The following is a 22,473-nucleotide window of genomic DNA, read 5'->3' as shown; positions in this document are numbered from 1 at the left end:
TGATAGTTTAGCTAGCTGTGGATCAGGTTTCTAGTCTTCAAGTCCCCAGCTTTACAAAAATTTACACTACGATGAGTGAACTTTTATTGTCTAATCAATCATGATAATAAATGATTTATTAGTCATTAGTCATTGGTCATTGGTCATTAGTCATTAGTCATTAGTCATTAGTTTCTCTCCTCCCCTTCCTCCGCTTCCTCCCCTTCCTCCGCTACCCTGCTTCTTCCCACTCCCCACTCTCTAGTTTCGTGAATATGCCGAAGCACAGGTTTGAAAGCTTTCAGAAACAATCTCAGTAAGTCCTCGTCATCAGAAATATCACAGTCAACATCCCATCACTATTAATGAACTTATGAACTACCAGAATTATTGTAAATCTGGAGCCTTAGCACTCATGGCGATTACAGTGACTACAGGTGTTGTAACTCCCATGATTTCCTTTGCTCCTGCTGCTCATGCTCAATACAATATTGGACAAAGTAGAACAATTGCCATACCTGCGGGCGTGAATTTTCCTGTGAGATATGAGAAAGACAAAGTAATTGTTAGTCGTGGAGAAACAATACCACTCACGTTGGAAATTGCTAACGATATAATTGACAGAAATAGAAATGTGTTAATTCCTGCTGGTACTGAAGTCGTAGGACAAATAGAACCAGTCTATTTTGACGGACGTTTCTCTACAGACAGAAACGATAGAAATAATGTCAGAGGTGCGCGGTTTGTTGCTAGAGAATTAGTTTATGCTTCTGGCAGACGGCAAACAATTAACGCTAATTCTCAGACAGTCACTAAAATTGAGAAAATTAGCAAAAATGATTCCAGCCAAATATTAACAGATGCCGCAATTGGTGCTGGTGCTGCCACTGCAATCTCATTAATTACAGGTAATCGCCGAGTTGAGATTTTAGAACCTTTAGGTGGTGCGGCTGCTGGTGCTTTAACTAGCATTCTCCTGCGGAAGAAAGAAGCTGAAGTCTTCGTCATTAGACCAGAACAGGACTTAAGGCTAACACTCAGTTCTAATTTGAATGTAGAATTACTTCGCTATTAAGCATTACTAAATTTTAGCCGTGACATTCATTGAACGCTTAATCTTTGCTAAATCCAGCATTGCTCACACATAAATCCCCGATTTCCGCAAGAAGTTGGGGGTTTTAATATTATAGACTTATGGGAATTAATCGTAAGAATATCTATGACTTATTAGGAACTTTGAATGATATTAATATTCATTTTATTTACACAAGCAAGCTCAAAAAAATTTCTAAAAATAGCGTCGAACAAGAAACTTTTTATTTTACAATTTGGTCTAGTGATTTAACAATAAAACAAATAAATGTGTGGAGCAATAAAGTATATGTTTAATTTAAATCGTTGGCAATCTGGCACAGCTGCACTCATGGCTTTAAGTATTACTACAGGTACTGTAGCACCTTTTGTTGTAGCGGCTCCATCTTTTGCTCAAACTACTTTTACTGATGTTTCATCTAACTATTGGGCGACACCGTTTATTAGAGAATTATCACAAAGGGGTGTGATTGCTGGTTTTCCTGACGGTAGCTTCCGCCCAGAAGAGCCAGTTACTCGCGCTCAATTCGCCGCCATGGTAAATAAAGCTTTCCAAAAAGCACCACAACGGCAAGCCATTAGATTTGTAGACGTACCTAGCAACTATTGGGCATCTAACGCGATTCAGCAAGCCTATACCATCGGGTTCTTATCTGGATATCCCGGCAACCGTTTTGAGCCAAATCAAGCCATTCCCCGCCAGCAAGTTTTAGTTGCCCTCGCTAACGGACTTGATTATGCTCCCACTGGTAACTTTGAAAACACTCTGCAATATTTCAACGATGCTTTTAACATAGCTGGCTATGCCCGTAGCCCTATTGCTGCCGCCACAGAGCAAAATATTGTAGTTAACTATCCCAATGTCAGGTTTTTAAATCCCACCGCCACCGCTACCCGCGCCCAAGTTGCAGCTTTTATCTACCAAGCATTAGTTAGTAACAATCAAGCCTCAGCTATTAATTCGCCTTATATTGTGTCTCTTCAACCGACAACTCCCACACCTGTAGCGGTGACAATTCCTCAAGGAACGGTTATCCCTGTGAAGTACGATAAAGCCGAAAAAATCCTAGTAACTAAGGATGAAACAGTACCATTGACACTGACAATCGGACAAAATGTAGTTACCCAAGAAGGTACTGTAGTAGTTCCGGCTGGTAGTCAGGTAGTTGGTGAACTCAAACCTGCTCAGGGTGGTTCTCAATTCGTTGCCGAAAAACTGGTTTTAACCACAGGTCAAGAGTACAATATTAGCGCGGCTTCTGAAGTGATTACCAAAACAGAAACCGTCAAAAAGGGTACTAGCACCGGCACAATTCTCAAGAATACTGTTTTAGGTGCTGGTGCGGCGGCGGCGGTATCTGCGGTAACAGGCGATCGCGCCATTGCCACAGAAGAAGTCTTAGGCGGTGCTGCCATTGGTGGCTTGATTGGTTTATTCTTCGGTAGAAACAGTGTTGACTTAATCGCCATTGATCCAGACACTGATTTACAAATGACTATTAATCAAAATTTCCAAGTTTCTCTGAGATAGTTAAACATCTGTGCGCTATTAATTCAAAATTCCAACTTCAAGACAATCAGTAGCGGATTCAATCCCCTACTGAAGTCTGTTGTTTGTTGATTAATAACTAATGACTAATAACTAATGACTAATAACTAATAACTAATTGGCAACCAAATTATAAATGTAGTTCCCGGTGCATCGGGGGAAGCGATCGCCCGATGAATCGCCGGGCTGAAAACTTCGATTTTCCCTTGCATTTGCTCAATTAATTGTTTGGCGATCGCCAGTCCTAAACCAGTGCCGGGAATTTCTGTTTTTGCTTGTACTCCCCGGTAATGTCTTTCGCCTAGATGGGCTAAATCTTCAGGGGGAATACCGGGGCCAGTATCACTAATCGCAATGCCTTGTAAATTTTCTTTTTCTAGCCCTAATTCCATATAAATCTTACCACCTGAAGGAGTGTATTTGAGGGCATTATCAATGATGTTACTCAATACTTCTTGTAAGGCTTTAATATTCGCTTTTACTAACGGTAAATTGGGGGGAATGTCTGCAAGTAATTGCAAATTTCTTTCCTGGGCGATTGCTTGAGCAGACACTAATAATGGTGTTAATAAATCCGCCAAAGAGCAATCTATTTCTTGCTCTCCCGTGCCGGGTAATAATAATGCTGGTTGCGCTGATTTGTGGACAGTTGCTTCCACAAATATTTCTGATTCTGGCAGTGACAGTAGTTCTAAATCTGCATCTGTCCAGTCGATGACTTGATCAAATTTTTGGAGCAATTCTGTGAGGCGATCGCTTTCCCTGACAATATTGTCGCCCACATCGCGATTCGGATCTCCGGGGCGCAATCGCTTTAATAATAGCTTGCCAAAGGTGCGTAAGGCCGTTAACGGGTTACGAAACTGATGTAATAAGTTATCTAATAAATCTCGCTGCTGTGCTTGCAAAATTTGTTGTTGACGTAGTTGATGCTGTAACCAGGCACGACGTTGATCTAAAATACAAGCGATCGCCAGAGTTTGCCCAACTTTTTGAATTTGGCTTTGTTCCTGCTCATTCCACGGGCGATCGTCTCTACCTGTCACCAATAGTCCCAACATCACATCCTCATGCAGCAAAGGACAGACAAATTGGTGTCCATTGAGTAAAAATTCTGCTTGCAACTCCGGTTGTTCTGGTTGTGGTGTCTCCGTTGTTGGTGCTGGTGTCAATAACCTTCCTTGCTGCTGAGGTAACATCAACACATTCCCTAAGTGTAGTTGCTTTTGCGCTGTCGCCTCAAGCATCTCATCCCCAGGCATGATTACTGCTGCCTCTGGGTAAACCACCACGGGAACCAACTTGGACTCACCCGTGGGAGAATCCACCAATTCTTCAGTTAAATAAACCACACTTAAAGATGCTCCCAGCCCTTGGGTGAGTAGCGCGATTTGCTCGCGACACAGAGCAACAAAATCTGAACTAGCAGACATTAACATTTTTTGGCTCTTGCTCAGGATCACGGAATTGGAGAAAAGATTCCAAAAGTTACTGTATTTTCCCCACTTATTGAATAAAGTTTAACTAAATCTATTTAATAATGCTTTTCACCAACGAATTATTTATTGCTTCACTTTTGATTCATCTACTGTCAATTTTAGTATTTTCGTTGTATCAAAAGTTAAAAAACTATTGATTTTTTGAACTAGAACTTATATAATGACGACGGATTTTGTAGCCATAACTACAATCTATAGCTTGAAAGAGGAGGAAAATAGGTTGGCAAGGAGACGTAAAAGGAAAAGTCGTCGTCGCCAAGAAGGACGACGGATTTTAGAACATGTGCCTCAATATAGCATCGAAAGCGGCGAAGAAAAACCTGTGACAGCAGCCAGAAAATTCATTCAAGCTGAAGGTATTTTGCCACCAGCGTTGCTACTCGTAAAGCGCAACGAACACACCACAGACCGTTATTTCTGGGCAGAGAAAGGGCTGTTTGGTGCTCAGTACGTGGAAGAAAACCATTTCTTGTTTCCGAGCCTGCGGACACTCGAATCTCCCGCAGGTTCGGAACCAGTGGCTGTAGGCAGTCGCTGAGTCACAAGTGGATATCTTACCGTGTTGAGTGCAACTTCTGACAACCATTTAACTGGCAAAAATGCTCAGTCGATGCAAAGTTTCCATTTTTTTTAAGTTTGTCACTGATTTGCCAGTAGAGGTAGCGCGAGTAATGAGACAATCAACTTCCAGCCAGCGACATGTAGTTTGTCTGGGTTGATTTTAGTCTGAATCATGCACAAGGGAGTCAGGATACAGCTAAAAGCGTCCAGAAACGAGAGTTACGTTGTGCTTTCATCCTATGGATTGCTCAGCAAGCTCTCTCAACACATCAAGCTTTTCCCTACGGCACACAGTCGTAGGGAAAAGAAATATTGAATCACCTAATCTCTCTTTACGCAGCTTCCATCAAAAATCCGCATATTTGTCAACGAGATTCTCAAAATCATCAAAAATCAATCACTCAGTTTGAGTTGGAGTGCGTTCTGTAACTCAATAATTTCATCCCGATGGGCAGTCACAGTAATTTTACTAGATGGCTGCTTTTGACTGAAGTTGGGTTCTAGCTTCAGCAGAACCTTTTCCAGCCTGCCAGCTTTCTGCCAATAAAAAAAACCACTCAAAGGCGACAGTAGCAACAGCCCCCAAACAAAAATGTTTAACTGAGGCACAAGCAACGATAAAACTAAAGATAGACAAACCAAGCCAACAGCAGCCAATAACGATAAAAACACAGCTAGAAATCTGCTAGGTTTGACAAACCCTTCAAAGGTTACTTGGTTGCTTTCTTTGTCTATCCCTACCACGCGGTAAGACCGAGAGCGAAAATAATCTTGCAATTTAGGCATAAAGACAGCTTCATCTTGCTCGGATATCAGTTGTGCTGTTTGTGTGCGGTCTTTAGTCGAGGCACGAATAAAGAAAAACAGCCCAACCGATAGCAACAAGGTTAGCAGTAGGGTGGATGGCAAAATCGCGGTATCCATAGCTAATTGTTACAGGTTAACTGGAGGTGATTTATTCATTCTTAATTATTGGTTACTTTGTCCTCCGATTGATGTAGTTTTGCCAAAGCCTGGCTAAATCCTGGGCTTGAGCTTGCCATTCGGGAGAAATTTGATACATCCGCCTAGGACGACCCCGCCCTTCGAGTTTCTTCCAATACCCAGTGATGGCATTGTGGTCTTCGAGAAATTTGATGGCACTGTAAAGTACAGTATCTGAAAGGCGATAGGTGGGATATTCGGTGTCTAGTTGCTGAATTAACTCAGTGCCGTAGGATTCACCTTGGAGCAAAACATCCAGGATATAACAAATTGCTAGCTCCTGGCAGAGATAAGTTGGCGGAGGATTCTCAAAGAATTGATATATATCCTCAAGTTTCATAGTAAGTGATGGCTAAAATGATCCCTTATCGTGAAATCTACATTTTTGTAGCTAGTATATAATGCTACTCCAATTTGATTATGTGGCAACTGTTACTTAAGCACATTCACTTAAGTAACAGATGAGCAAATTTCCCAAGGTTTTAAGTCGTGAGAAAAGTGTAAAAGTCTTAGGAACGCCAAATACTACGCCCCTAACCTAGATTTAATGAGTGTGGTGAGGAGCAATCAAGACAGTAGTTTTGCCACTCTCTTGGTGTCAAGTAATGCCAAGCTGTTTATAACTGCTTAAACGTAAGATGCCATCGAAAAAATTTTACAAGTAAAATGCCATTTTGTCTGTAAATCTGTAAAAGTTAATCAAGACTTTGTTTAATCGTGAATATCCTTGTCAAATCCTCAAAAATTCAGACACGTAAGATGTTAGTGTCATAACCTGTAGATAAATTTGGCGGAACTTACGCAAGAATATTTTTTATGGAGGTAGGATTGAGAAATATCAAGTAATCAGGCTTTTGCTTGGTAACACTTCTCACCCCACCCTGAATTGCCCTTACCCATCTCTAAATTTTGATAAAACTAGCAAGTGCCTAGCACGTTGGTGATCAGTATGTCACAAAACCGTGATGCTCCCTCGTCTTCCTCGAATCTTCGGACAATTGCCGAAACCTTTCGCCTCACAGGCTGGATTAGCTTTTGGATTCAGTTAGTGCTAGGTGTAGTTTCTGGAATTATTGTGCTGCTATTCGCCATTTTTAGCCAAAGAACAGGTAGTCCTAGTAATAATCCTGGGACTGGGTTTGGTGTGTTTTTAGCAGTTTGTGGACTGCTAATTTTAGGCGGAGGTATTTATCTGGGGTTTAGATACACCCGAATTGGCAATCAACTCATGTCATCCAACCCCAGTAACCGCCCTCGCAAAGCCGAGACATTACAGGTATTACGTTTGGGGCTGTGGGTAAACTTAATCGGGACGTTAGTTACACTTTTGGGAGCGCAGGCGATCGTTGGTACACTGGTAGCTAGGTCAATATCTCCTCAAGCTGTCACTACCCAATTATTCGACCCTAACCGGATTATTAGCGGTTTGGATATGTTGGTAGTTCAAGCCAACATCAACACTGTTTCAGCACACTTTGCTGGGCTAGTAAGCTCACTCTGGTTGCTTGCTCGCATCAATCGTTCATCATAGCCTACAGAAGTCAGGCTATTTTTCTCCTGCTCCCCACTCCCTTGGCTAATATTTGCTTTTCCTGTCATCGCAAGTCAAAATCAGTATTGTAAAACTTCGCCCAATTTATCAACACATATAGTCAGATACAGTCATTGCTCACAGAGAAGTCAGCGAAAATTACCTATACAGGCTTTCTCTAGTAAAGGGAACTGAGCGAGAATGTTGTTGGATACGAGTAGGAACATAAGTTAGTATATACTAACTAACATCCACAGAAAGTAGCTAGTGTATGCAAGTAGTCGAGCGGCATATCATTCAAAGAAATCATCCCCATCATCAGGAGATTGAGCAATTATGTTTTGCTGCTAAAAACCTCTACAATTATGCTAACTTTCACATTCGCCAAAGCTTTATTTTTGCTCAAAAGTATCTCGATTACAATTGTTTAGCAAAACAATTAAAATCAACCGAACCATACCAAGCCTTACCAGCTAAAGTTGCCCAACAAGTATTATTAGGACTACATCGCAACTGGTTAAGTTTTTTTGCAGCAATTAAAGCTTATGGAGCAGATAAATCCAAATTTTTAGGTAGACCCAAATTACCGAAATATAAACATAAAGAAAAAGGCAGACACTTATTAGTTTACACAGCCCAGGCAGTGAGTAAACCGAAAATGAAAGTCGGTTTGATTCATCTGTCACAAACACAGATTCATCTGACTACAAAAGTAGACTATGTACATCTGAATCAAGTGAGGATTGTCCCAAAAATAGACCATTATGTCGTAGAAGTTGTGTATGAAAAGTCGGAAATAGATTATGGTTTAGACAGTAATGCCATAGCAGCGATTGATTTAGGAATAGATAACCTAGCAACCTTAACATCAAACCAGCCGGGATTTATACCAGTTCTGGTTTCGGGGCGGATTATTAAATCAATTAATCGTTACTACAATCAAAAAAAAGCCAATTTACAATCTTTACTACCTGGACATCAAAAGACATCTAAACAACTACAAAGTTTAACGAAAAAACGCAATTTTCGCGTAGATGATTATCTGCATAAAGCCAGTCGTTTAATTATTGACCATTTAGTGAACTGTGGCATTGGCACTTTAGTAATAGGTCAAAATTCCTTGTGGAAACAGAATGCTAATTTAGGCAGCATCAATAATCAAAACTTTGTTTGTATTCCTCATAACCGATTTGTACAGCAGTTGAGTTATAAAGCGAAATTAGTGGGGATAAATGTATTGGTTTCGGAAGAATCTTATACCAGTGTAGCTTCTTTTTTAGACCAAGATACTCTTCCCACTTACGGAGAAAGTGACTTCAAAGAAGTTAAATTTAGTGGTCGCCGAATCAAAACTAAACTCTATAGAGCGGGTAATGGTTTATTGATTCATGCTGATGTCAATGGTAGTTTAAATATTTTACGTAAAGTAGTCCCGACAGCGTTTAGTCTAGGGATAGGGGGCGTTGTAGTTCGCCCCGTCGGGGTTATTCCCGGCAAACGAAAGCCATGAGATATTTGTCTATGTTTTTTGGAACTATATGCTCATCTGTTGACAGGACGTAGGCAAGAAACTGAGAAAAATCTGTGCTGGATATTAAGCAAATACGGGAAAATCCCCAACTAATTCAGGAACGGTTGAATAGTCGTAGTGGTAAATACGACATAGAACCGATATTACAGTTAGATCGGCAGCAACGAGACATAGAAGTAACTCGTAGTCAACTGCAAGCTAGAAGTAATGAAATTGGTAAACTTGTCGGGCAGAAGATTAAATCTGGTGTCAACCCTCAAGACCCAGAAATTCAAGGTCTGCGGGATGAGGGGAACGCCATTAAAGCCCAATTGAGTGAACTAGAACCCAAAGAAAAGGAACTCAAGGCGGAAATAGAACAACTAATCTTAGCAATTCCCAACTTACCCAGTGATGCTACGCCTGTGGGTAAAAGTGAGGAAGATAATGTAGAAGTTCGCCGTTGGGGTGATGAGTATATACCTCAGAATCCCAATATTCTGCCGCATTGGGAAATTGGCGAAAAGCTAGGTATTCTCAATGTAGAGCGAGCTGTGAAAGTTGCCCAAAGTCGCTTTATCAACTTAATTGGGGCTGGTGCTGCCCTAGAACGGGCATTAATTCAATTTATGCTGACTATGCAAACCCAAGCTGGGTATGTAGAAGTCAGTCCGCCGCTTTTAGTAAATACTGATTCTTTGACGGCGACAGGTCAATTACCCAAGTTTGCGGAAGAAAGCTTTAAATGTGCTGATGATGATTTATGGCTAATTCCCACGGCGGAAGTACCTGTGACTAACCTCTACCGGGGTGAGATTCTCCCGGCGGAAAGTTTACCTATTTACCACTGTGCTTATACGCCTTGTTTTCGTCGGGAAGCGGGAAGCTATGGGCGTGATATGCGGGGGTTAATTCGCTTGCACCAATTCAATAAAGTGGAGTTGGTGAAATTTGTGCATCCTGGCACCTCTTTTGATGAGTTGGAAAAATTGGTGGGAAATGCAGAAGCAATTCTACAGGCGTTAAAGTTGCCTTATCGAGTCATCAATTTATGTAGTGGAGATTTGGGCTTTTCTTCGACTAAAACCTATGATTTAGAAGTTTGGCTACCTTCTTCTGGGAAGTATCGGGAGATTTCTAGCTGTTCTAATTTTGTAGACTTCCAGGCGCGACGGGCTGATATTCGGTTTAAGGAAGCCGGGAAGAAGGGGACTCAGTTTGTGCATACGCTGAACGGTTCTGGTTTGGCTGTGGGGCGGACAATGGCGGCTATTTTGGAAAATTATCAGCAACCAGATGGCACGGTGTTGATACCAGAAGTGTTGCGTCCGTATCTTGGCAACCAAGAAACGTTGACATCCTCCATACCGAAAAATTCATGAGTTCTGACCAAAGCTTGAGTTAAACACAGAGTAACCCAACATGGAAGAGATTGTTGGGTTTCCTCAGTTCAATTCAATCTACACTTTAAAAGGATGGCTGATGATGATTCCAATTAATGAAGCTCACTTGGTACCAGAAGATCAACCAATCCGTGGTAGTGTACAAACTTCTGTCCAAAATGCTCAGGCTCTTGTCAGAAAATATATTCCTGCTAGTAGAGAACTTTCACAAGAGTTGATGCAGGAGCGAAGATTGGAGGCTTTGAGCGAGTATTGCAGGTTGGGTTGAGCGACGGCGCAACCCAACAAATTCCTGATGTTGAGCCAAGCATTACCTGATATTGCCAGAGGGTTTAAGTCTTTGCGCCCTTTCACCAACTACTACAATAAAAGTATATATCCGAGTATTTTGATTAATTTGCTTTATGTCAGTTTTAGCAGCGATCGCAGTCTTGGCGGTATTAATCTTGGTACATGAACTGGGGCATTTTATTGCAGCCCGTTCTCAAGGTATCCATGTCAACCGTTTTTCTTTAGGATTTGGCCCTGTTCTGTGGAAGTACCAAGGCCCAGAAACCGAATATGCTATCCGGGCGTTTCCTTTAGGTGGCTTCGTCGGGTTTCCTGATGATGATCCAGATAGTGATATTCCTCCCAATGACCCGAATTTGCTGCGTAATCGCCCAATTTTAGACCGGGCGATCGTCATTAGTGCTGGCGTGATTGCCAATTTAATTTTTGCCTATATGCTATTGGTAGCCCAAGTCAGTTTTATTGGCATTGGGCAGACTACCCAACCAGGGGTACTCATTCAACAGCTAGCACCAGAAGTCAGTGATGTCGCCAGCAAAGCTGGACTACAAGCCGGAGATGTCATCATCGCAGCTGGTGGACAAAAATTTGGCACTTCGCTGCAATCTATCGATAGTTTAAGAGACATCATTAAAAGTAGCCCCAATCAGCCAATTACACTAGAAATTGCCCGTGGCGACCAACAGCTATCTGTGAATGTCATTCCTGAAGCTAAACCTACAGGCGGTAGTATTGGTATTGGGCTTGCACCTAACGGCAAAGTTGAACGCCGTCCTGTGTCTAATCCAGTCACAGCTTTTAGCGTTGGTGCGGCTGAATTTCAGCGCATCGTCACCATGACATTTAAAGGATTTGGACAGCTAATTACTAACTTTGGTGAAACTGCTGGACAAGTCGCTGGCCCTATCAAAATTGTGGAAATCGGCGCGAACATCGCCCAAAACGATACAGGTAGTTTATTCTTTTTTGCGGCTTTAATTAGCATCAACTTGGCAGTAATTAATATTTTGCCTCTCCCAGCTTTAGATGGTGGACAATTAGCATTTTTACTGATTGAAGGTTTGCGTGGTAAGCCCTTGCCGAATCGGATTCAAGAAGGTGTCATGCAAACAGGTTTAATGCTACTCTTAGGTTTGGGCATTTTTCTGATTGTGAAAGAAACTACCCAGTTAACTACACAGTTGGAGTGGGTACAAAAATTATTCCAGTGAGTACCAAGCGCAAATCATTATCTAAGAAGCAACGAGCAGTAGAAATACTGACTCGATTGCATCAAATGTATCCAGATGCGACCTGCTCTTTAACTTATTCAACTCCAGTGCAACTGCTGGTGGCGACTATTCTCTCTGCTCAGTGTACTGATGAGCGCGTGAATCAAGTTACACCAGCTTTATTTAGTCGCTTTCCTGATGCTGCTAGTTTGGCGAATGCTGACTTGGCAGAGTTAGAAACTTTGGTGCGTTCGACAGGGTTTTATCGCAATAAGGCGAAAAATATTCAAGCCGCTTGTCGGATGATTGTTACTGAGTTTAATTCTGTAGTTCCTAATACAATGGAACAGTTGTTAAAACTGCCTGGGGTAGCCCGCAAGACGGCAAATGTGGTTTTAGCTCATGCTTACGGAATTAATGCAGGGGTAACAGTTGATACCCACGTAAAGCGGTTAAGTCAGCGTTTGGGTTTAACTAAGTATGCCGATCCGATTCACATTGAAAAAGATTTGATGCAGTTATTACCGCAGCCAGATTGGGAAAATTGGTCAATTCGGCTGATTTATCACGGTCGGGCTGTGTGTAAAGCCCGTTCTCCAGCTTGTGAGGCTTGTAACCTGGCTGATTTATGTCCTGCTGCTCATCAACAAATTTCCGTAGGCTAAATAAAAGAAAATAGAGGCAATCAGCCTTTCCTAAAGGTAGAATGGAAAATGCTGTCTTTACATCTGTAAGATAATTCATGGCAAAGAAGAGTATGATTGAGCGCGAGAAAAAACGCGCTAAGTTGGCTGAAAAATACGCTGCAAAACGCGAAGCTTTGTTAGAAGAGTTCAGAACAACTGAGTCTCCCCTAGATAAGCTAGAAATTCACCGCAAAATTCAACAGTTACCCCGTAACAGTGCGCCCTCTCGTCGTCGTAACCGTTGCTGGTTAACTGGTCGTCCCAGAGGTGTGTACCGTGATTTTGGTCTGTCTCGGAACGTTTTACGGGAATGGGCGCACCAAGGTCTTTTACCTGGAGTCGTTAAGTCTAGCTGGTAGTCATTAGTCATTAGTCATTAGTCATTAGTCATTAGTCATTAGTCATTAGTCATTGGGTATGGCTGTGAACTTTAGACTTTCGACTGTGGACTTTTGACTATAGACTTGATTTTATTGACCACAACAACGCTCGATACCCAGACTTTCTAAGAGTAGATCGCTGACGGCGTTAGCGATCGCAAACTCTCCATAAAAACTTTTGGAAAAATCAAACGCTTGCATTTCGGTGACAATGGCAATGACTAGAGAACCTAAATCGTTCTCTCCTTCCATTCGTTGGCGGACAAAAATTTGTGTTGCTCGTTGAGCAATCTTCTGATTAATTGCTTCGGGGATAAATTCTGCATCCAGCCACCGCAGCAAACGCTCTTGTAACCATTCACCTTCGAGTTGGGGATTTTCAGATGTTGGGAGAGTGATAGGTGGTATTGCTTGTGTCATACTGTGTTAACCGCAGAGGAATTACCAGGAAGATGTAGAGGAGCGCAGAGGATAATAGATTCTCATAGCGTTCCTCTGATATTTTTTATTTTTAGTTTGATCTATGCAATATGATATTGCCGCTATTATACAGGGTTATGCTCAAGGCTATTTTCTCATGGCTGATGAAGATGACGGCCTGGGATGGTACAGTAGTCGCGATCGCACTTTGATTCCTTTAGATGAGCGATTCCGTTACCCCAAGTCTTTACAGCGTATTTTGAACCAAGAACGCTTTAGTGTGGCGGTTAACCGTGATTTTGCGGCTGTAGTTGCAGGTTGCGCTAACCGAGAATCTACATGGATTTCTGAAGAATTAAAACAGATTTACTGGCAATTATACCAAGCAGGTTTCGCTTATAGTTTTGAAACTTGGCAAGATGACAAACTAGCTGGGGGAATTTTAGGACTTGTCATCGGTGGTGCTTTCATTGGTGAATCGATGTTTTACCACATTCCTGAAGGTTCTAAAGTAGCGATGGTTAAGTTGGTAGAAAGGTTGCGTCAGCAAAAATTTGTCCTGTTTGACGCTCAAATGATGAATCCCCATTTAGAACGATTTGGTGCTTATCGCGTTCATGATGAAGAATATCACACTCTACTTCACCAGGCATTAATGACACGTTGCACTCTTGTCTAGTTTAGTTGGAATTAGGGAGTGGGGATTTTCGGATTAAGGACTAAAGTCCTTACTACCAACCTTTAATTATTTATGCTGTTCTAGTTAGCCAAGATTCAACAGATAGATTTCTTACTTGTTGCATTCGTTGAAAGTCGCTATCAGCCGATACTATGGTGAGATGATTTTGAATGGCAATAGCTGCTATCCACAGGTCATTTTCGCCAAAACCTAAATCAGTAATTTTGGTTTTTCTTCGCTTGTTTTTTTCTTTTGATGCAAATTGATTAAATCAAGCTGCTTTTAATTCACCGTAGATGATAGCAGTCTCTTCCGTTACTAAATAAATACGAATATCCTCTAAAAATTCTGTCAAGTGACCAAGATTAACATCCTTTCGTTGGGATTTTTCCATCATGTATCTTAGTTCACCCTGGACAATTACACAAGTGGAAATATTATTTTCTCCAACTTCAATAATATGACGGATAATATTTAGCTCACCTAAAATAATGGCACTACAATGATTTGTATCCAATAAATACATTATTCAAATGGGTTGTATTCATAATCAAATTTAGCTTTTTCACGGTTATCATATACTGATTGTAAGCATTCCTCAAAATCATCACCTTCCCACGTACCAGCGTGTCTCAGAATGGAATGTCCAGAAGTAGGGCGGTATGTTAATTGCTTTGTATCATCAGAAGTTTTTGTAGCTTCTGATAAGACGCTAGGTTGTTGCTGATCTGTTTCTAAATCCTTGTTTGTGTGAGTAAGTTTAATAGAACGAATTAATAACAATGCTTCTGTAAGTAATTCTGGTGGTAGAGTTTCTATTTCTTGAAGCAATAGTTCTTTGGTAGTCATATTTAATATCTAATTATTTTACTTTCTTTGTATCGCTAATTCAGATATTGCTACGACAAGTTTATCCATCATAATTGTTTCTAATGGAAAACCCAGTCATTATAGAACTGGGTTGTAAAAATGAAAGATGATTTATAGCAATTCCCATTCAAGTGAGGTGCAGTCAGTCATAATTAAACGCAGATAAACACAGAGAAACACAGATAAATATGTAACTTATTAGACTAGAAATCGCTATCTTAATGTTATTTATAACTAAACATCTCCACAATATTTAGTAGCAATCAAGCGATTATTTTTATAAACTAAAACTCTGCCGTAACCTTCATCTTTAACCGCAGCATAGAGATAATTACCGTTTCTAAATCTGTAAACTAAATCTCCATTTTTATCACGTCTGACTGTACCATTGTTCAGCAGGAGATCAGGACGTTGTAGGGTAGTTGGTATATTGTAGGCTGCATAGCGTAGTTTACCATTGCTGAGGCGGGAAACTTCCACATATACACCTTCTGCGCTACAGCTAAATTCTGTTGTCGAAGCTAGTGCTGATGTAGGTATTGCTAAGGTAGCGGTTAATACGGAAGCTGCACCTGTAAATGTAGCTAAAATTTTCCAGAGAGATTTTGTAGACATATTATTAATTCCTAAAGGCTTGTATGATTCAGCTACAAAGTCAGCTTGCTACTTTTCGGATTTTTCTGCCAATAAAGTTAATCAGTTTTGACTCGCTGTTCTGTAACTAAAGTTAAACTTACCCATTCACCTTTATCGTTATAACTGCGTAGTATGCGTTGGCGCAAGTTTGGTTGAATTAACCAACCCATCTCTAAGATAAAAGCTTGACGTAGCTGAACTTTCAGAGTAAAAGTAGCAGACGCACCGTTAGGTAATAACAAAACTTGTATTTGCTTTTGAGGATTTTGATCAAAGATGATGCGAGAACCGTTGATGCTAGCAGTGGATGTAATTGTGCATCCAGGATAATTGATAGTTTGAGTTAATTGTTGACTATTATTAAGTTGTATTTTGAGATTTGTAGAGATAGTTTCAGGGGAACTCCAGTCAGGATATATGGTTGTAGCTTCACCTTGCCATTCTCCCAGCAAGTCATCTATTTGTAAGGGTGGGTTTTCTACTGGTTCAGTACCCGCTAAATGTTCACGAATCAGAGTGAGTTTATCTATTTGACCATTTTTATCGAATAATTGAACTAGGCGTAAGCGGCGATTTTCGTGAATTAATCCTAATTCTGCACCAAACTCAGTAAAAGGTGCTAGCTGAATAGAACCTTGGGAAAATGCACCATTAGGGAAAAATAGTGTATTCCGGGACAAGGAACTGTATTCTAAAACTAAATCGGCTTGTCCTTGACGGCGAACAACCTGATGTATAGTTTGGTTATTGTTCAATCCTTCTAAAGAGACTACACTGTTGATATCTTCTAACAGTTCACCTTGGGGTGAAAAACGTGTGAATGAACCTCGCCATTCACCGAGATTTTTTAGTAAATATTGCCATTGAGAAGTCATATTTTAGTTATTAGTTATTAGTCATTAGTCATTAGTTATTAGTTATTAGTCATTTTCCGCAGTAGCTCTTAACTTTTAGCAAAACGTCTGACAGCAAATAAGCTTCCTATTAATCCTACAGCTGCACCAAAGCTTAAAAGAATGATGGGTAAGAGTAGAATTTGTATAGGAGTGAGTTGGATACCATTGCTAAGAAATTGCAAAAATTCTGGTTGATTGCTGAGTAACTTACTGATGAACTGCTGAATGACTGAAATAAAACTCCAGGCGATCGCACCACCCAATAAACCAAAGGCAACTCCTTGTAAAATGAACGGTAGATAAATCCACGCCTTTGTTGCGCCGACTAGCTGCATAATTTCAATTTCCTGACGACGGGCTAAAACTATCAGCCTAATGGTGGTCGTAGTGACAGCGATCGCAGTTAATGTCAAAATAATTGTAATCGTTAAAGTCACCCAGTTAAGACCTCTGTGCAACTGGGCAATGCGTTTTACCGCCTCATCAATATATTGAACCGTTTCCACACCCTGCAACTTAGCTAGTTGAGTAGCTAAATTCGGCACAACTTGAGGGTTACGAGCTTTCACCTTAATTTCATCAACCAAAGGATTTTCGCCTAACTGTTGCGTCGCACCCTCAATATCAGAAATTCCCATTTCCTTAACTAACTTACTCCAAGCTTCCTCTTTAGGAATAGTCTGCACACTGACAACATCTGGAAATTGTACCACCAATGTTTCTATAGTCTGGGCGCGCGTACCAGAATCAAGATAAACTGATAACTCTAACTGACTACCAAATTGATTAACAAGTTTTTCCACCTGCCAAGAAGTTTGCAAACTCAAACCAAATAAAAACAGTAACACCGTCACCGTACTCACAGCTGCCCAATTCATCCAACCACCACGCAGCAAACCCAGAAAAGTTTCCTTCAGCAAGTAGTCAAGTTTCGTCAGAAATTTCAACACACATCACCCCAAGAGAAAATTCAAAATAGCCTACGGAAACCACTACCTTTATACACCCAAGCCAAATCTTTCGGTAAACTCTGCGTACCTCCGCGTTGACTCCGCGTGCCTCCGCGTTTAATAATCACCACGAACGACAAACGACATTGATAGAATGAGGGTAGTAGGAATTTTCACAAATTAGCCATCGAGAGTCATGCCTTCTGAAATTGCTGTTGAGAAGAAAAAGTTAAAAAATCCGCCATTACAACTACACTATCTAGGCGATCGCGCTTTGCGTCAACCAGCCAAACGCATCACCAAAGTAGACGATGAAATTCGTCAACTCATACGCGAGATGCTACAAACTATGTACAGCAATGATGGCATAGGTTTGGCTGCACCCCAAGTTGGAATTCATAAACAACTAATTGTGATTGACTGCGAACCCGATAACCCTGCTAACCCACCACTGGTATTAATTAACCCCACCATTAAACAAGTTAGCCGTGACATTTGTGTGGCGCAAGAAGGATGTTTGAGTATTCCTGGCGTATATATGGATGTGAAGCGTCCCACAGTTGTGGAAGTATCTTATAAAGATGAAAATGGCCGTCCCCAAACGCTGAAAGCGACTGACTTACTCGCACGCTGCATACAGCATGAAATGGATCACCTGAATGGTGTTGTGTTTGTAGATCGTGTAGACAACTCCTTGACTTTGGCGCAGGAGTTATCTAAAAATGGCTTCTCGTATCAAGCAGTTAAACCAGTAGCATAGGGTGGCTAGTAGTGTATTTAACTCCAAAAAGCGGTTTTTTTCTGGGAAGTTCTTGTATAACAGCGATCGCTGCTGTTGGTTCTGTGTTTGAATTAACTTCAGGACAGCCAGATTTAGGTGTGCAGTTAACTTCTATTATCTTAGGGTTGAGTATTCCTCTGACGGGTTTATTTTTTATTGCCGCAGTTAGGGACGCAAGGGCTAACATTAAATAAGCATCAGGTACATAAAAAGGGGAAGGGATGAAGTCCACACGTTAGATTCATTCTTTTCCCTTTTCTCATGGAGGGTGGGGATTTAAACGCAGAGGCGCGCGGAGGTAACGCGGAGGTACGCAGAGTTGTGGATTTTAGGGTGATCGCTTCTACAATGGGAGTATGCTGATATCTTCTACGCCTTTATTACGATTGTCTCAAGGACATCTCAATTTATTAGAGAGTTGTCCCCGTAAATTCCAGCACACCTATTTAGAACAGCTTAATTCACCTGTAGAACAGCTTAATTCACCCGCAAATCGTGAATATGAGGAGGAATCACAAAAATATGAGGAGAAATCACAAAGTTTAGGTAGTCACTTTCACTTGCTCATGCAGCAACGGGAAATGGGTTTACCAATTGATAGTCTTCTAGCAGCAGATACCAAGTTGCAAAGTTTGATGTCAGCTTTTGCTGAAGCTGCTCCAGAGGTTTTGAACAATAAAACAGATAATGCAATTTTCCGGGAAAGTGAACATTACCGCACTCTGCAAGTTCAAGACTATTTGCTGACTGTTATTTATGATTTATTAATTGCTGATGCTCAACAGGCTCAAATTCTCGACTGGAAAACAACAAAGAAACGACCCAATAAACGCACATTAGCGCAAAACTGGCAAACTCTCCTTTATATGTATGTTTTAGCTGAAACTAGCTCATACTTGCCAGAAAATATTTCTATGACTTACTGGTTTGTCCAATCTGAAGGCGCACCGCAAAATATCACATTTACTTATAGCCAGAGACAACATCAACAAACAGCAAAAAAACTGAATCAATTGTTAAGTCAATTAACTACTTGGTTAGCAGATTATCAACAAAATCAACCCTTTCCGCAAGTAGGGACGGGTAGCAAAGCCTGTGATTATTGTCATTTTACCAGACGGTGCGATCGCATTCCCGCCACTGAACCTGTAAAAGCTCAAAATTCTTTACCAGATATCGCTAATATTCAAGAAGTCACAATTTAATCGAGAATGGGGACAAATCAATTCAAAATTCAAAAACTCTTAGGTAAACATTTCCTCATATCTCCTACACCCCTAAAGATTTATGACAAACTTTGAGCAAATTGACGCTATATATGTGCGTGAATTAGGAATTGATGATATTGCTCCCGTTTATCATTTGGGAGAAGAATTATTTACTAGCGATTTATACCCTTACCTTTACCGTACTTGGGACGAATGGGAAGTAATTGGACTTTATAATACAGACCCAGAATATTGTTTAGTCGCTGAAACAGATGGAGACTTAGCCGGATTTATTTTAGGGACTATCATTACCAAAGCATCATGGACTTATGGTTACATTTTATGGTTAGGAGTAAGTCCTAAATTTCAACGTCAGGGAGTAGCAGACAAATTAGTTGATAAAGTCGTCGCTCGGATGATTGAAGATGGAGCAAGATTTATGTTAGTAGATACTGATCCGACTAATATACCAGCCGTGAAGTTTTTCAACCGCAAAGGTTTTGGTAATATTCGTCAGCATATTTTCTTGTCAATGAATTTAAGCAAGCATCCACATTATGGCAGATTAATTGACTATGAACATCAAAAAGCAGAAAGAGCAGGTTATAGACGTTCTCGCCCTGCTATTCGCGCCCGCAAACCTGAAGGTTTAGCTGGTGAATTAGCTTTAAATCCTCTAGTTAATGAATCTACAAATAATGAGTAATACTAAATTAATAGTAACTTGCTTAGAATCAAATTTTAAGCATTATTGAACGCAGATGGACGCAGAGAGAAGTCTGAGCGGCGGCTTCCGCCGTAGACGCGCAAGCGGCTTGTCGTAGACATCAGAACTTCTCCTAACGGAGACGCTGCGCGAACGGTGTAAACGCAGATAAAGACAGATAAATCAATGGATTTTATCGCTCTGTGCAACTTTACATAAAATTGGTATAAGCTTTTAATTTTGAATTTTGAATTTTGAATTTTGAATTGATTAAATGCAGTGGATTTTAACAGTTAGCGAACAACCCCCGGATTGGTTTACCCAATTAGTAAAACAGTACACTCCTGCATCAACAGGATTATTTGCAGCCCAATTATTATGGCAAAGGGGAATTAAAGATAAATCACAATTAGCAGCTTTTATTAATCATAAATCTTATCAACCAGCTAGCCCCTTTGAGTTTGGGGAAGAAATGCACTTGGCAATGAAACGCTTGCAACAAGCAAGAAATGCAGGTGAAAAAATAACTATTTGGGGTGATTTTGATGCGGATGGTATTACTTCTACATCTGTACTTTGGGATGGTTTAGGACAATTTTTTAAACAAAATCAACAGTTAAATTATTACATTCCTAATCGCTTGAAAGAATCTCACGGATTGAATATAGCAGGAATTGATAATTTAGCTCAACAAGGTTGTAAATTAATAGTTACTTGCGACACGGGCAGCACAAATATTGATGAAATTATCTATGCTAAAAATTTAGGTATAGATGTCATAGTTACAGACCATCATACTTTACCTGCCGAACGTCCACCAGTTACAGCTATTATTAATCCGCGTTATTTATCACCAGAACATCCTTTATTTCATTTGTCGGGTGTGGCGGTAGCTTATAAGTTAGTAGAAGCCCTTTATCAAACTTTGCCTGATGTTCCTCAAGAACCGTTAGAGAATTTATTAGATTTAGTAGCAGTCGGGTTAATTGCTGATTTAGTGCAGCTAAGTGGCGACTGTCGGTATTTAGCACAGTTGGGTATTCAAAAACTGCAAGCCGATTTTCAACAACCAGCAGCAGCACGACGCAGGCCGGGAGTAGGAAGATTATTAGAATTGTGCCAGAAAAATGGCGATCGCCCCACAGATATCTCTTTCGGTTTAGGCCCCCGCATCAACGCAGTTAGTCGCATCCAAGGCGATGCTAGTTTTTGCGTTGAGTTACTCACTAGCCGAGATATCAAACGTTGCCATGAACTCGCGGAAATCACTGAACTAGCCAACACCCGCCGTAAATCTTTACAAAAAGATGTACAAAACCAAGTAACCCAAAAACTCACACAATTAGACCTTTCAACCACCAGCGTCATTGTTTTAGAAGATACCCAATGGCCAGCAGGTGTTTTAGGTTTAGTCGCCGGACAAGTCGCCCAAGAAACCGGCCGCCCAACAATTTTGTTAAGTACGGAAGGGACTGGGGATAATTCCTTGGCTACTCCCCTCGCCAGAGGTTCAGCCCGTTCTATCAATTCTGTCGATTTATACCAATTGGTGAAAGACCAAGCCCATCTGTTACATCGCTTTGGCGGACATCCCTATGCAGCAGGTTTGAGTTTACCTGTAGAGAATATTCCCTTATTTAGAGATGCAATTAATCAGCAATTGCGGCAATCTTTGGGTAGTATAAATCTCAGCCCTACGGTACAAGCAGATATAACTGTAACAGTAGCCGACTTAGGTAAAGAATTATTTTTTGAATTGAAATTATTAGAACCTTGTGGTATGGGTAATCCTGTACCAAAATTACTGATTCAAAACTGCTGGTTTGAAAATACTTGGCATCGCAATCAACAAGATTCCCAGGGGAAAAAGGTACAGTACATTAAGACCGATTTTGATATCCGCGACGACTCCACTAAAAACGCCTTTCCTGGGATTTGGTGGGGACATTATAAAGAAGAATTACCTCTAGGTAGGTGTGATTGCATTGCAGAATTAGACTACAACACCTACAAAAAACGCTATGAAGTTAGATTAATTGCTGTCCGTCCTAGTGCTGAATCAGGACTCAAAACTCACAACTCTGCACAGATTTTAGACTGGCGTAACTTCCCCAGTCAAGAGTCCCCAGCCCCCAGTCAAGAGTCCCTCATCATTGACGAATGTCCGACTCATTGGGATGAATTACGGGCATGGTGGCGGCGATCGCTCTACAATAATCAACAATTAGCCCTTGCTTGGTCTAAACCCCACCATCAACCACCGATGGAAATTTGGCTGACTTTGGTTGGTATTGCTAAATATCTCAGTCGCACAAATCAACCTGTTACCCGTGTACAGCTTGTCAAGAAACTGGGGATAAGTAACCAAACCTTACTTTTAGGAATTCAAGCATTAAAATATTACGGATTTACTGTTACAAGACAAGACCGTGATTTACATATTAGTTGGAATGCTAGCACTGTCTCTGAAAGTAAGGGCGATGTAGCTGTTGCACAGTTTTTAGCCGCTATCAGTGAAGAACAATTCCAGCAGAATTATTTTACTGATGTACCGCTATCTACAATTATGGCGATGGTTAATAGTCATTAGTCATTAGTCATTAGTCATTAGTCATTAGTCATTAGTCATTGGTTTTTCTACCCTACACCCT

The 22,473-nt window shown here is 40.8% G+C and carries 24 protein-coding genes and 1 pseudogene; 16 read left to right on the top strand and 9 right to left on the bottom strand.

Annotated features, from left to right (window positions below):
• Nucleotides 1-352 precede the first annotated feature (352 nt).
• Nucleotides 353-1,054: a conjugal transfer protein TrbI gene (locus A3775_RS17845; RefSeq protein WP_066380561.1), complete on the top strand. Its 702-nt coding sequence runs from the start codon at nt 353-355 to the stop codon at nt 1,052-1,054.
• Between the two features lie 306 nt (nt 1,055-1,360).
• Nucleotides 1,361-2,602 carry an S-layer homology domain-containing protein gene (locus A3775_RS17835; RefSeq protein WP_066426080.1) on the top strand — a complete coding sequence of 414 codons (1,242 nt, stop codon included), beginning with the start codon at nt 1,361-1,363 and terminating at the stop codon, nt 2,600-2,602.
• Between the two features lie 125 nt (nt 2,603-2,727).
• Here the strand turns inward: A3775_RS17835 and A3775_RS17830 are convergent, their stop codons facing one another.
• Nucleotides 2,728-4,059 (bottom strand): sensor histidine kinase KdpD, encoded by a 1,332-nt coding sequence (locus tag A3775_RS17830; RefSeq protein ID WP_066380567.1) that lies wholly within the window; start codon nt 4,057-4,059, stop codon nt 2,728-2,730.
• Between the two features lie 280 nt (nt 4,060-4,339).
• On the opposite strand from A3775_RS17830, the gene A3775_RS17825 reads away from it, so the two are divergent.
• Nucleotides 4,340-4,657 (top strand): DUF3155 domain-containing protein, encoded by a 318-nt coding sequence (locus tag A3775_RS17825; protein ID WP_066381006.1) that lies wholly within the window; start codon nt 4,340-4,342, stop codon nt 4,655-4,657.
• A gap of 416 nt (nt 4,658-5,073) precedes the next feature.
• On the opposite strand, the gene A3775_RS17820 is transcribed toward A3775_RS17825, so the two are convergent.
• Nucleotides 5,074-5,604 (bottom strand): cofactor assembly of complex C subunit B, encoded by a 531-nt coding sequence (locus A3775_RS17820; protein ID WP_066380569.1) that lies wholly within the window; start codon nt 5,602-5,604, stop codon nt 5,074-5,076.
• A gap of 52 nt (nt 5,605-5,656) precedes the next feature.
• Nucleotides 5,657-6,004: a PadR family transcriptional regulator gene (locus A3775_RS17815; protein ID WP_066380571.1), complete on the bottom strand. Its 348-nt coding sequence runs from the start codon at nt 6,002-6,004 to the stop codon at nt 5,657-5,659.
• Nucleotides 6,005-6,613: 609 nt separating this feature from the next.
• On the opposite strand from A3775_RS17815, the gene A3775_RS17810 reads away from it, so the two are divergent.
• From A3775_RS17810 to rpsN, 7 genes are all read left to right on the top strand, one after another.
• The gene (locus A3775_RS17810; RefSeq protein ID WP_066380573.1) at nt 6,614-7,195 is read left to right on the top strand and encodes a DUF3611 family protein; all 582 of its coding nucleotides are present in this window, start codon (nt 6,614-6,616) and stop codon (nt 7,193-7,195) included.
• 271 nt (nt 7,196-7,466) lie between these two features.
• Nucleotides 7,467-8,705, top strand: a complete 1,239-nt coding sequence (locus tag A3775_RS17805) for an RNA-guided endonuclease TnpB family protein (protein WP_066380575.1) — start codon at nt 7,467-7,469, stop codon at nt 8,703-8,705.
• A 74-nt stretch (nt 8,706-8,779) separates the two neighbouring features.
• Nucleotides 8,780-10,087 (top strand): serine--tRNA ligase, encoded by a 1,308-nt coding sequence (serS, locus tag A3775_RS17800; protein ID WP_066380577.1) that lies wholly within the window; start codon nt 8,780-8,782, stop codon nt 10,085-10,087.
• A gap of 40 nt (nt 10,088-10,127) precedes the next feature.
• Nucleotides 10,128-10,376, top strand: a complete 249-nt coding sequence (locus tag A3775_RS17795; RefSeq protein ID WP_066426078.1) for a hypothetical protein — start codon at nt 10,128-10,130, stop codon at nt 10,374-10,376.
• A 136-nt stretch (nt 10,377-10,512) separates the two neighbouring features.
• Nucleotides 10,513-11,610: an RIP metalloprotease RseP gene (rseP, locus tag A3775_RS17790; protein ID WP_066380580.1), complete on the top strand. Its 1,098-nt coding sequence runs from the start codon at nt 10,513-10,515 to the stop codon at nt 11,608-11,610.
• On the top strand, nt 11,586-12,275 hold the full coding sequence (gene nth, locus A3775_RS17785) for an endonuclease III (protein WP_066380582.1): 690 nt from the start codon (nt 11,586-11,588) through the stop codon (nt 12,273-12,275). Before rseP ends, nth begins: the two co-directional genes overlap by 25 nt.
• A gap of 77 nt (nt 12,276-12,352) precedes the next feature.
• Complete coding sequence (rpsN, locus tag A3775_RS17780) at nt 12,353-12,655, top strand: 30S ribosomal protein S14 (RefSeq protein ID WP_066380584.1); 303 nt, start codon at nt 12,353-12,355, stop codon at nt 12,653-12,655.
• 111 nt (nt 12,656-12,766) lie between these two features.
• Here rpsN and A3775_RS17775 read toward each other — a convergent pair whose 3' ends face one another.
• The gene (locus A3775_RS17775) at nt 12,767-13,096 is read right to left on the bottom strand and encodes a hypothetical protein (RefSeq protein WP_066380586.1); all 330 of its coding nucleotides are present in this window, start codon (nt 13,094-13,096) and stop codon (nt 12,767-12,769) included.
• Between the two features lie 103 nt (nt 13,097-13,199).
• Here A3775_RS17775 and aat point away from each other — a divergent pair, with 103 nt between their 5' ends.
• Nucleotides 13,200-13,775, top strand: a complete 576-nt coding sequence (gene aat / locus A3775_RS17770; protein WP_066380589.1) for a leucyl/phenylalanyl-tRNA--protein transferase — start codon at nt 13,200-13,202, stop codon at nt 13,773-13,775.
• 70 nt (nt 13,776-13,845) lie between these two features.
• Here the strand turns inward: aat and A3775_RS17765 are convergent.
• The 5 genes and pseudogenes from A3775_RS17765 to A3775_RS17745 form a co-directional block, all read right to left on the bottom strand.
• Nucleotides 13,846-14,301: pseudogene (locus A3775_RS17765) on the bottom strand (type II toxin-antitoxin system VapC family toxin).
• Complete coding sequence (locus A3775_RS17760; protein ID WP_066380591.1) at nt 14,301-14,624, bottom strand: hypothetical protein; 324 nt, start codon at nt 14,622-14,624, stop codon at nt 14,301-14,303. The pseudogene A3775_RS17765 and the gene A3775_RS17760 overlap by 1 nt, the downstream one beginning before the upstream one ends.
• Nucleotides 14,625-14,879: 255 nt before the next feature.
• The gene (locus A3775_RS17755; RefSeq protein WP_066380593.1) at nt 14,880-15,260 is read right to left on the bottom strand and encodes a hypothetical protein; all 381 of its coding nucleotides are present in this window, start codon (nt 15,258-15,260) and stop codon (nt 14,880-14,882) included.
• 77 nt (nt 15,261-15,337) lie between these two features.
• A complete protein-coding gene (locus tag A3775_RS17750) occupies nt 15,338-16,156 on the bottom strand; it encodes a DUF3598 family protein (protein ID WP_066380595.1) in 819 nt (272 codons plus the stop codon).
• A 68-nt stretch (nt 16,157-16,224) separates the two neighbouring features.
• Nucleotides 16,225-17,127, bottom strand: a complete 903-nt coding sequence (locus A3775_RS17745) for an ABC transporter permease (RefSeq protein WP_066380597.1) — start codon at nt 17,125-17,127, stop codon at nt 16,225-16,227.
• Nucleotides 17,128-17,323: 196 nt separating this feature from the next.
• Here A3775_RS17745 and def point away from each other — a divergent pair, with 196 nt between their 5' ends.
• From def to recJ, 5 genes are all read left to right on the top strand, one after another.
• Nucleotides 17,324-17,887, top strand: a complete 564-nt coding sequence (gene def, locus A3775_RS17740) for a peptide deformylase (RefSeq protein WP_066380599.1) — start codon at nt 17,324-17,326, stop codon at nt 17,885-17,887.
• 11 nt (nt 17,888-17,898) lie between these two features.
• Complete coding sequence (locus A3775_RS17735; protein WP_066380600.1) at nt 17,899-18,102, top strand: hypothetical protein; 204 nt, start codon at nt 17,899-17,901, stop codon at nt 18,100-18,102.
• A gap of 162 nt (nt 18,103-18,264) precedes the next feature.
• Complete coding sequence (locus tag A3775_RS17730; protein ID WP_066426076.1) at nt 18,265-19,113, top strand: PD-(D/E)XK nuclease family protein; 849 nt, start codon at nt 18,265-18,267, stop codon at nt 19,111-19,113.
• An 82-nt stretch (nt 19,114-19,195) separates the two neighbouring features.
• A complete protein-coding gene (locus A3775_RS17725) occupies nt 19,196-19,822 on the top strand; it encodes a GNAT family N-acetyltransferase (protein WP_066380602.1) in 627 nt (208 codons plus the stop codon).
• A 274-nt stretch (nt 19,823-20,096) separates the two neighbouring features.
• Nucleotides 20,097-22,412 carry a single-stranded-DNA-specific exonuclease RecJ gene (recJ, locus tag A3775_RS17720; protein WP_066426074.1) on the top strand — a complete coding sequence of 772 codons (2,316 nt, stop codon included), beginning with the start codon at nt 20,097-20,099 and terminating at the stop codon, nt 22,410-22,412.
• Nucleotides 22,413-22,473 lie beyond the last annotated feature (61 nt).

It is taken from the genome of Anabaena sp. 4-3 (genome assembly GCF_001597745.1).
Classification (GTDB): Bacteria; Cyanobacteriota; Cyanobacteriia; order Cyanobacteriales; family Nostocaceae; genus Trichormus.
Note: the sequence above shows the minus strand (reverse complement) of the source record. Positions and strands in the feature narration are given on the sequence as shown.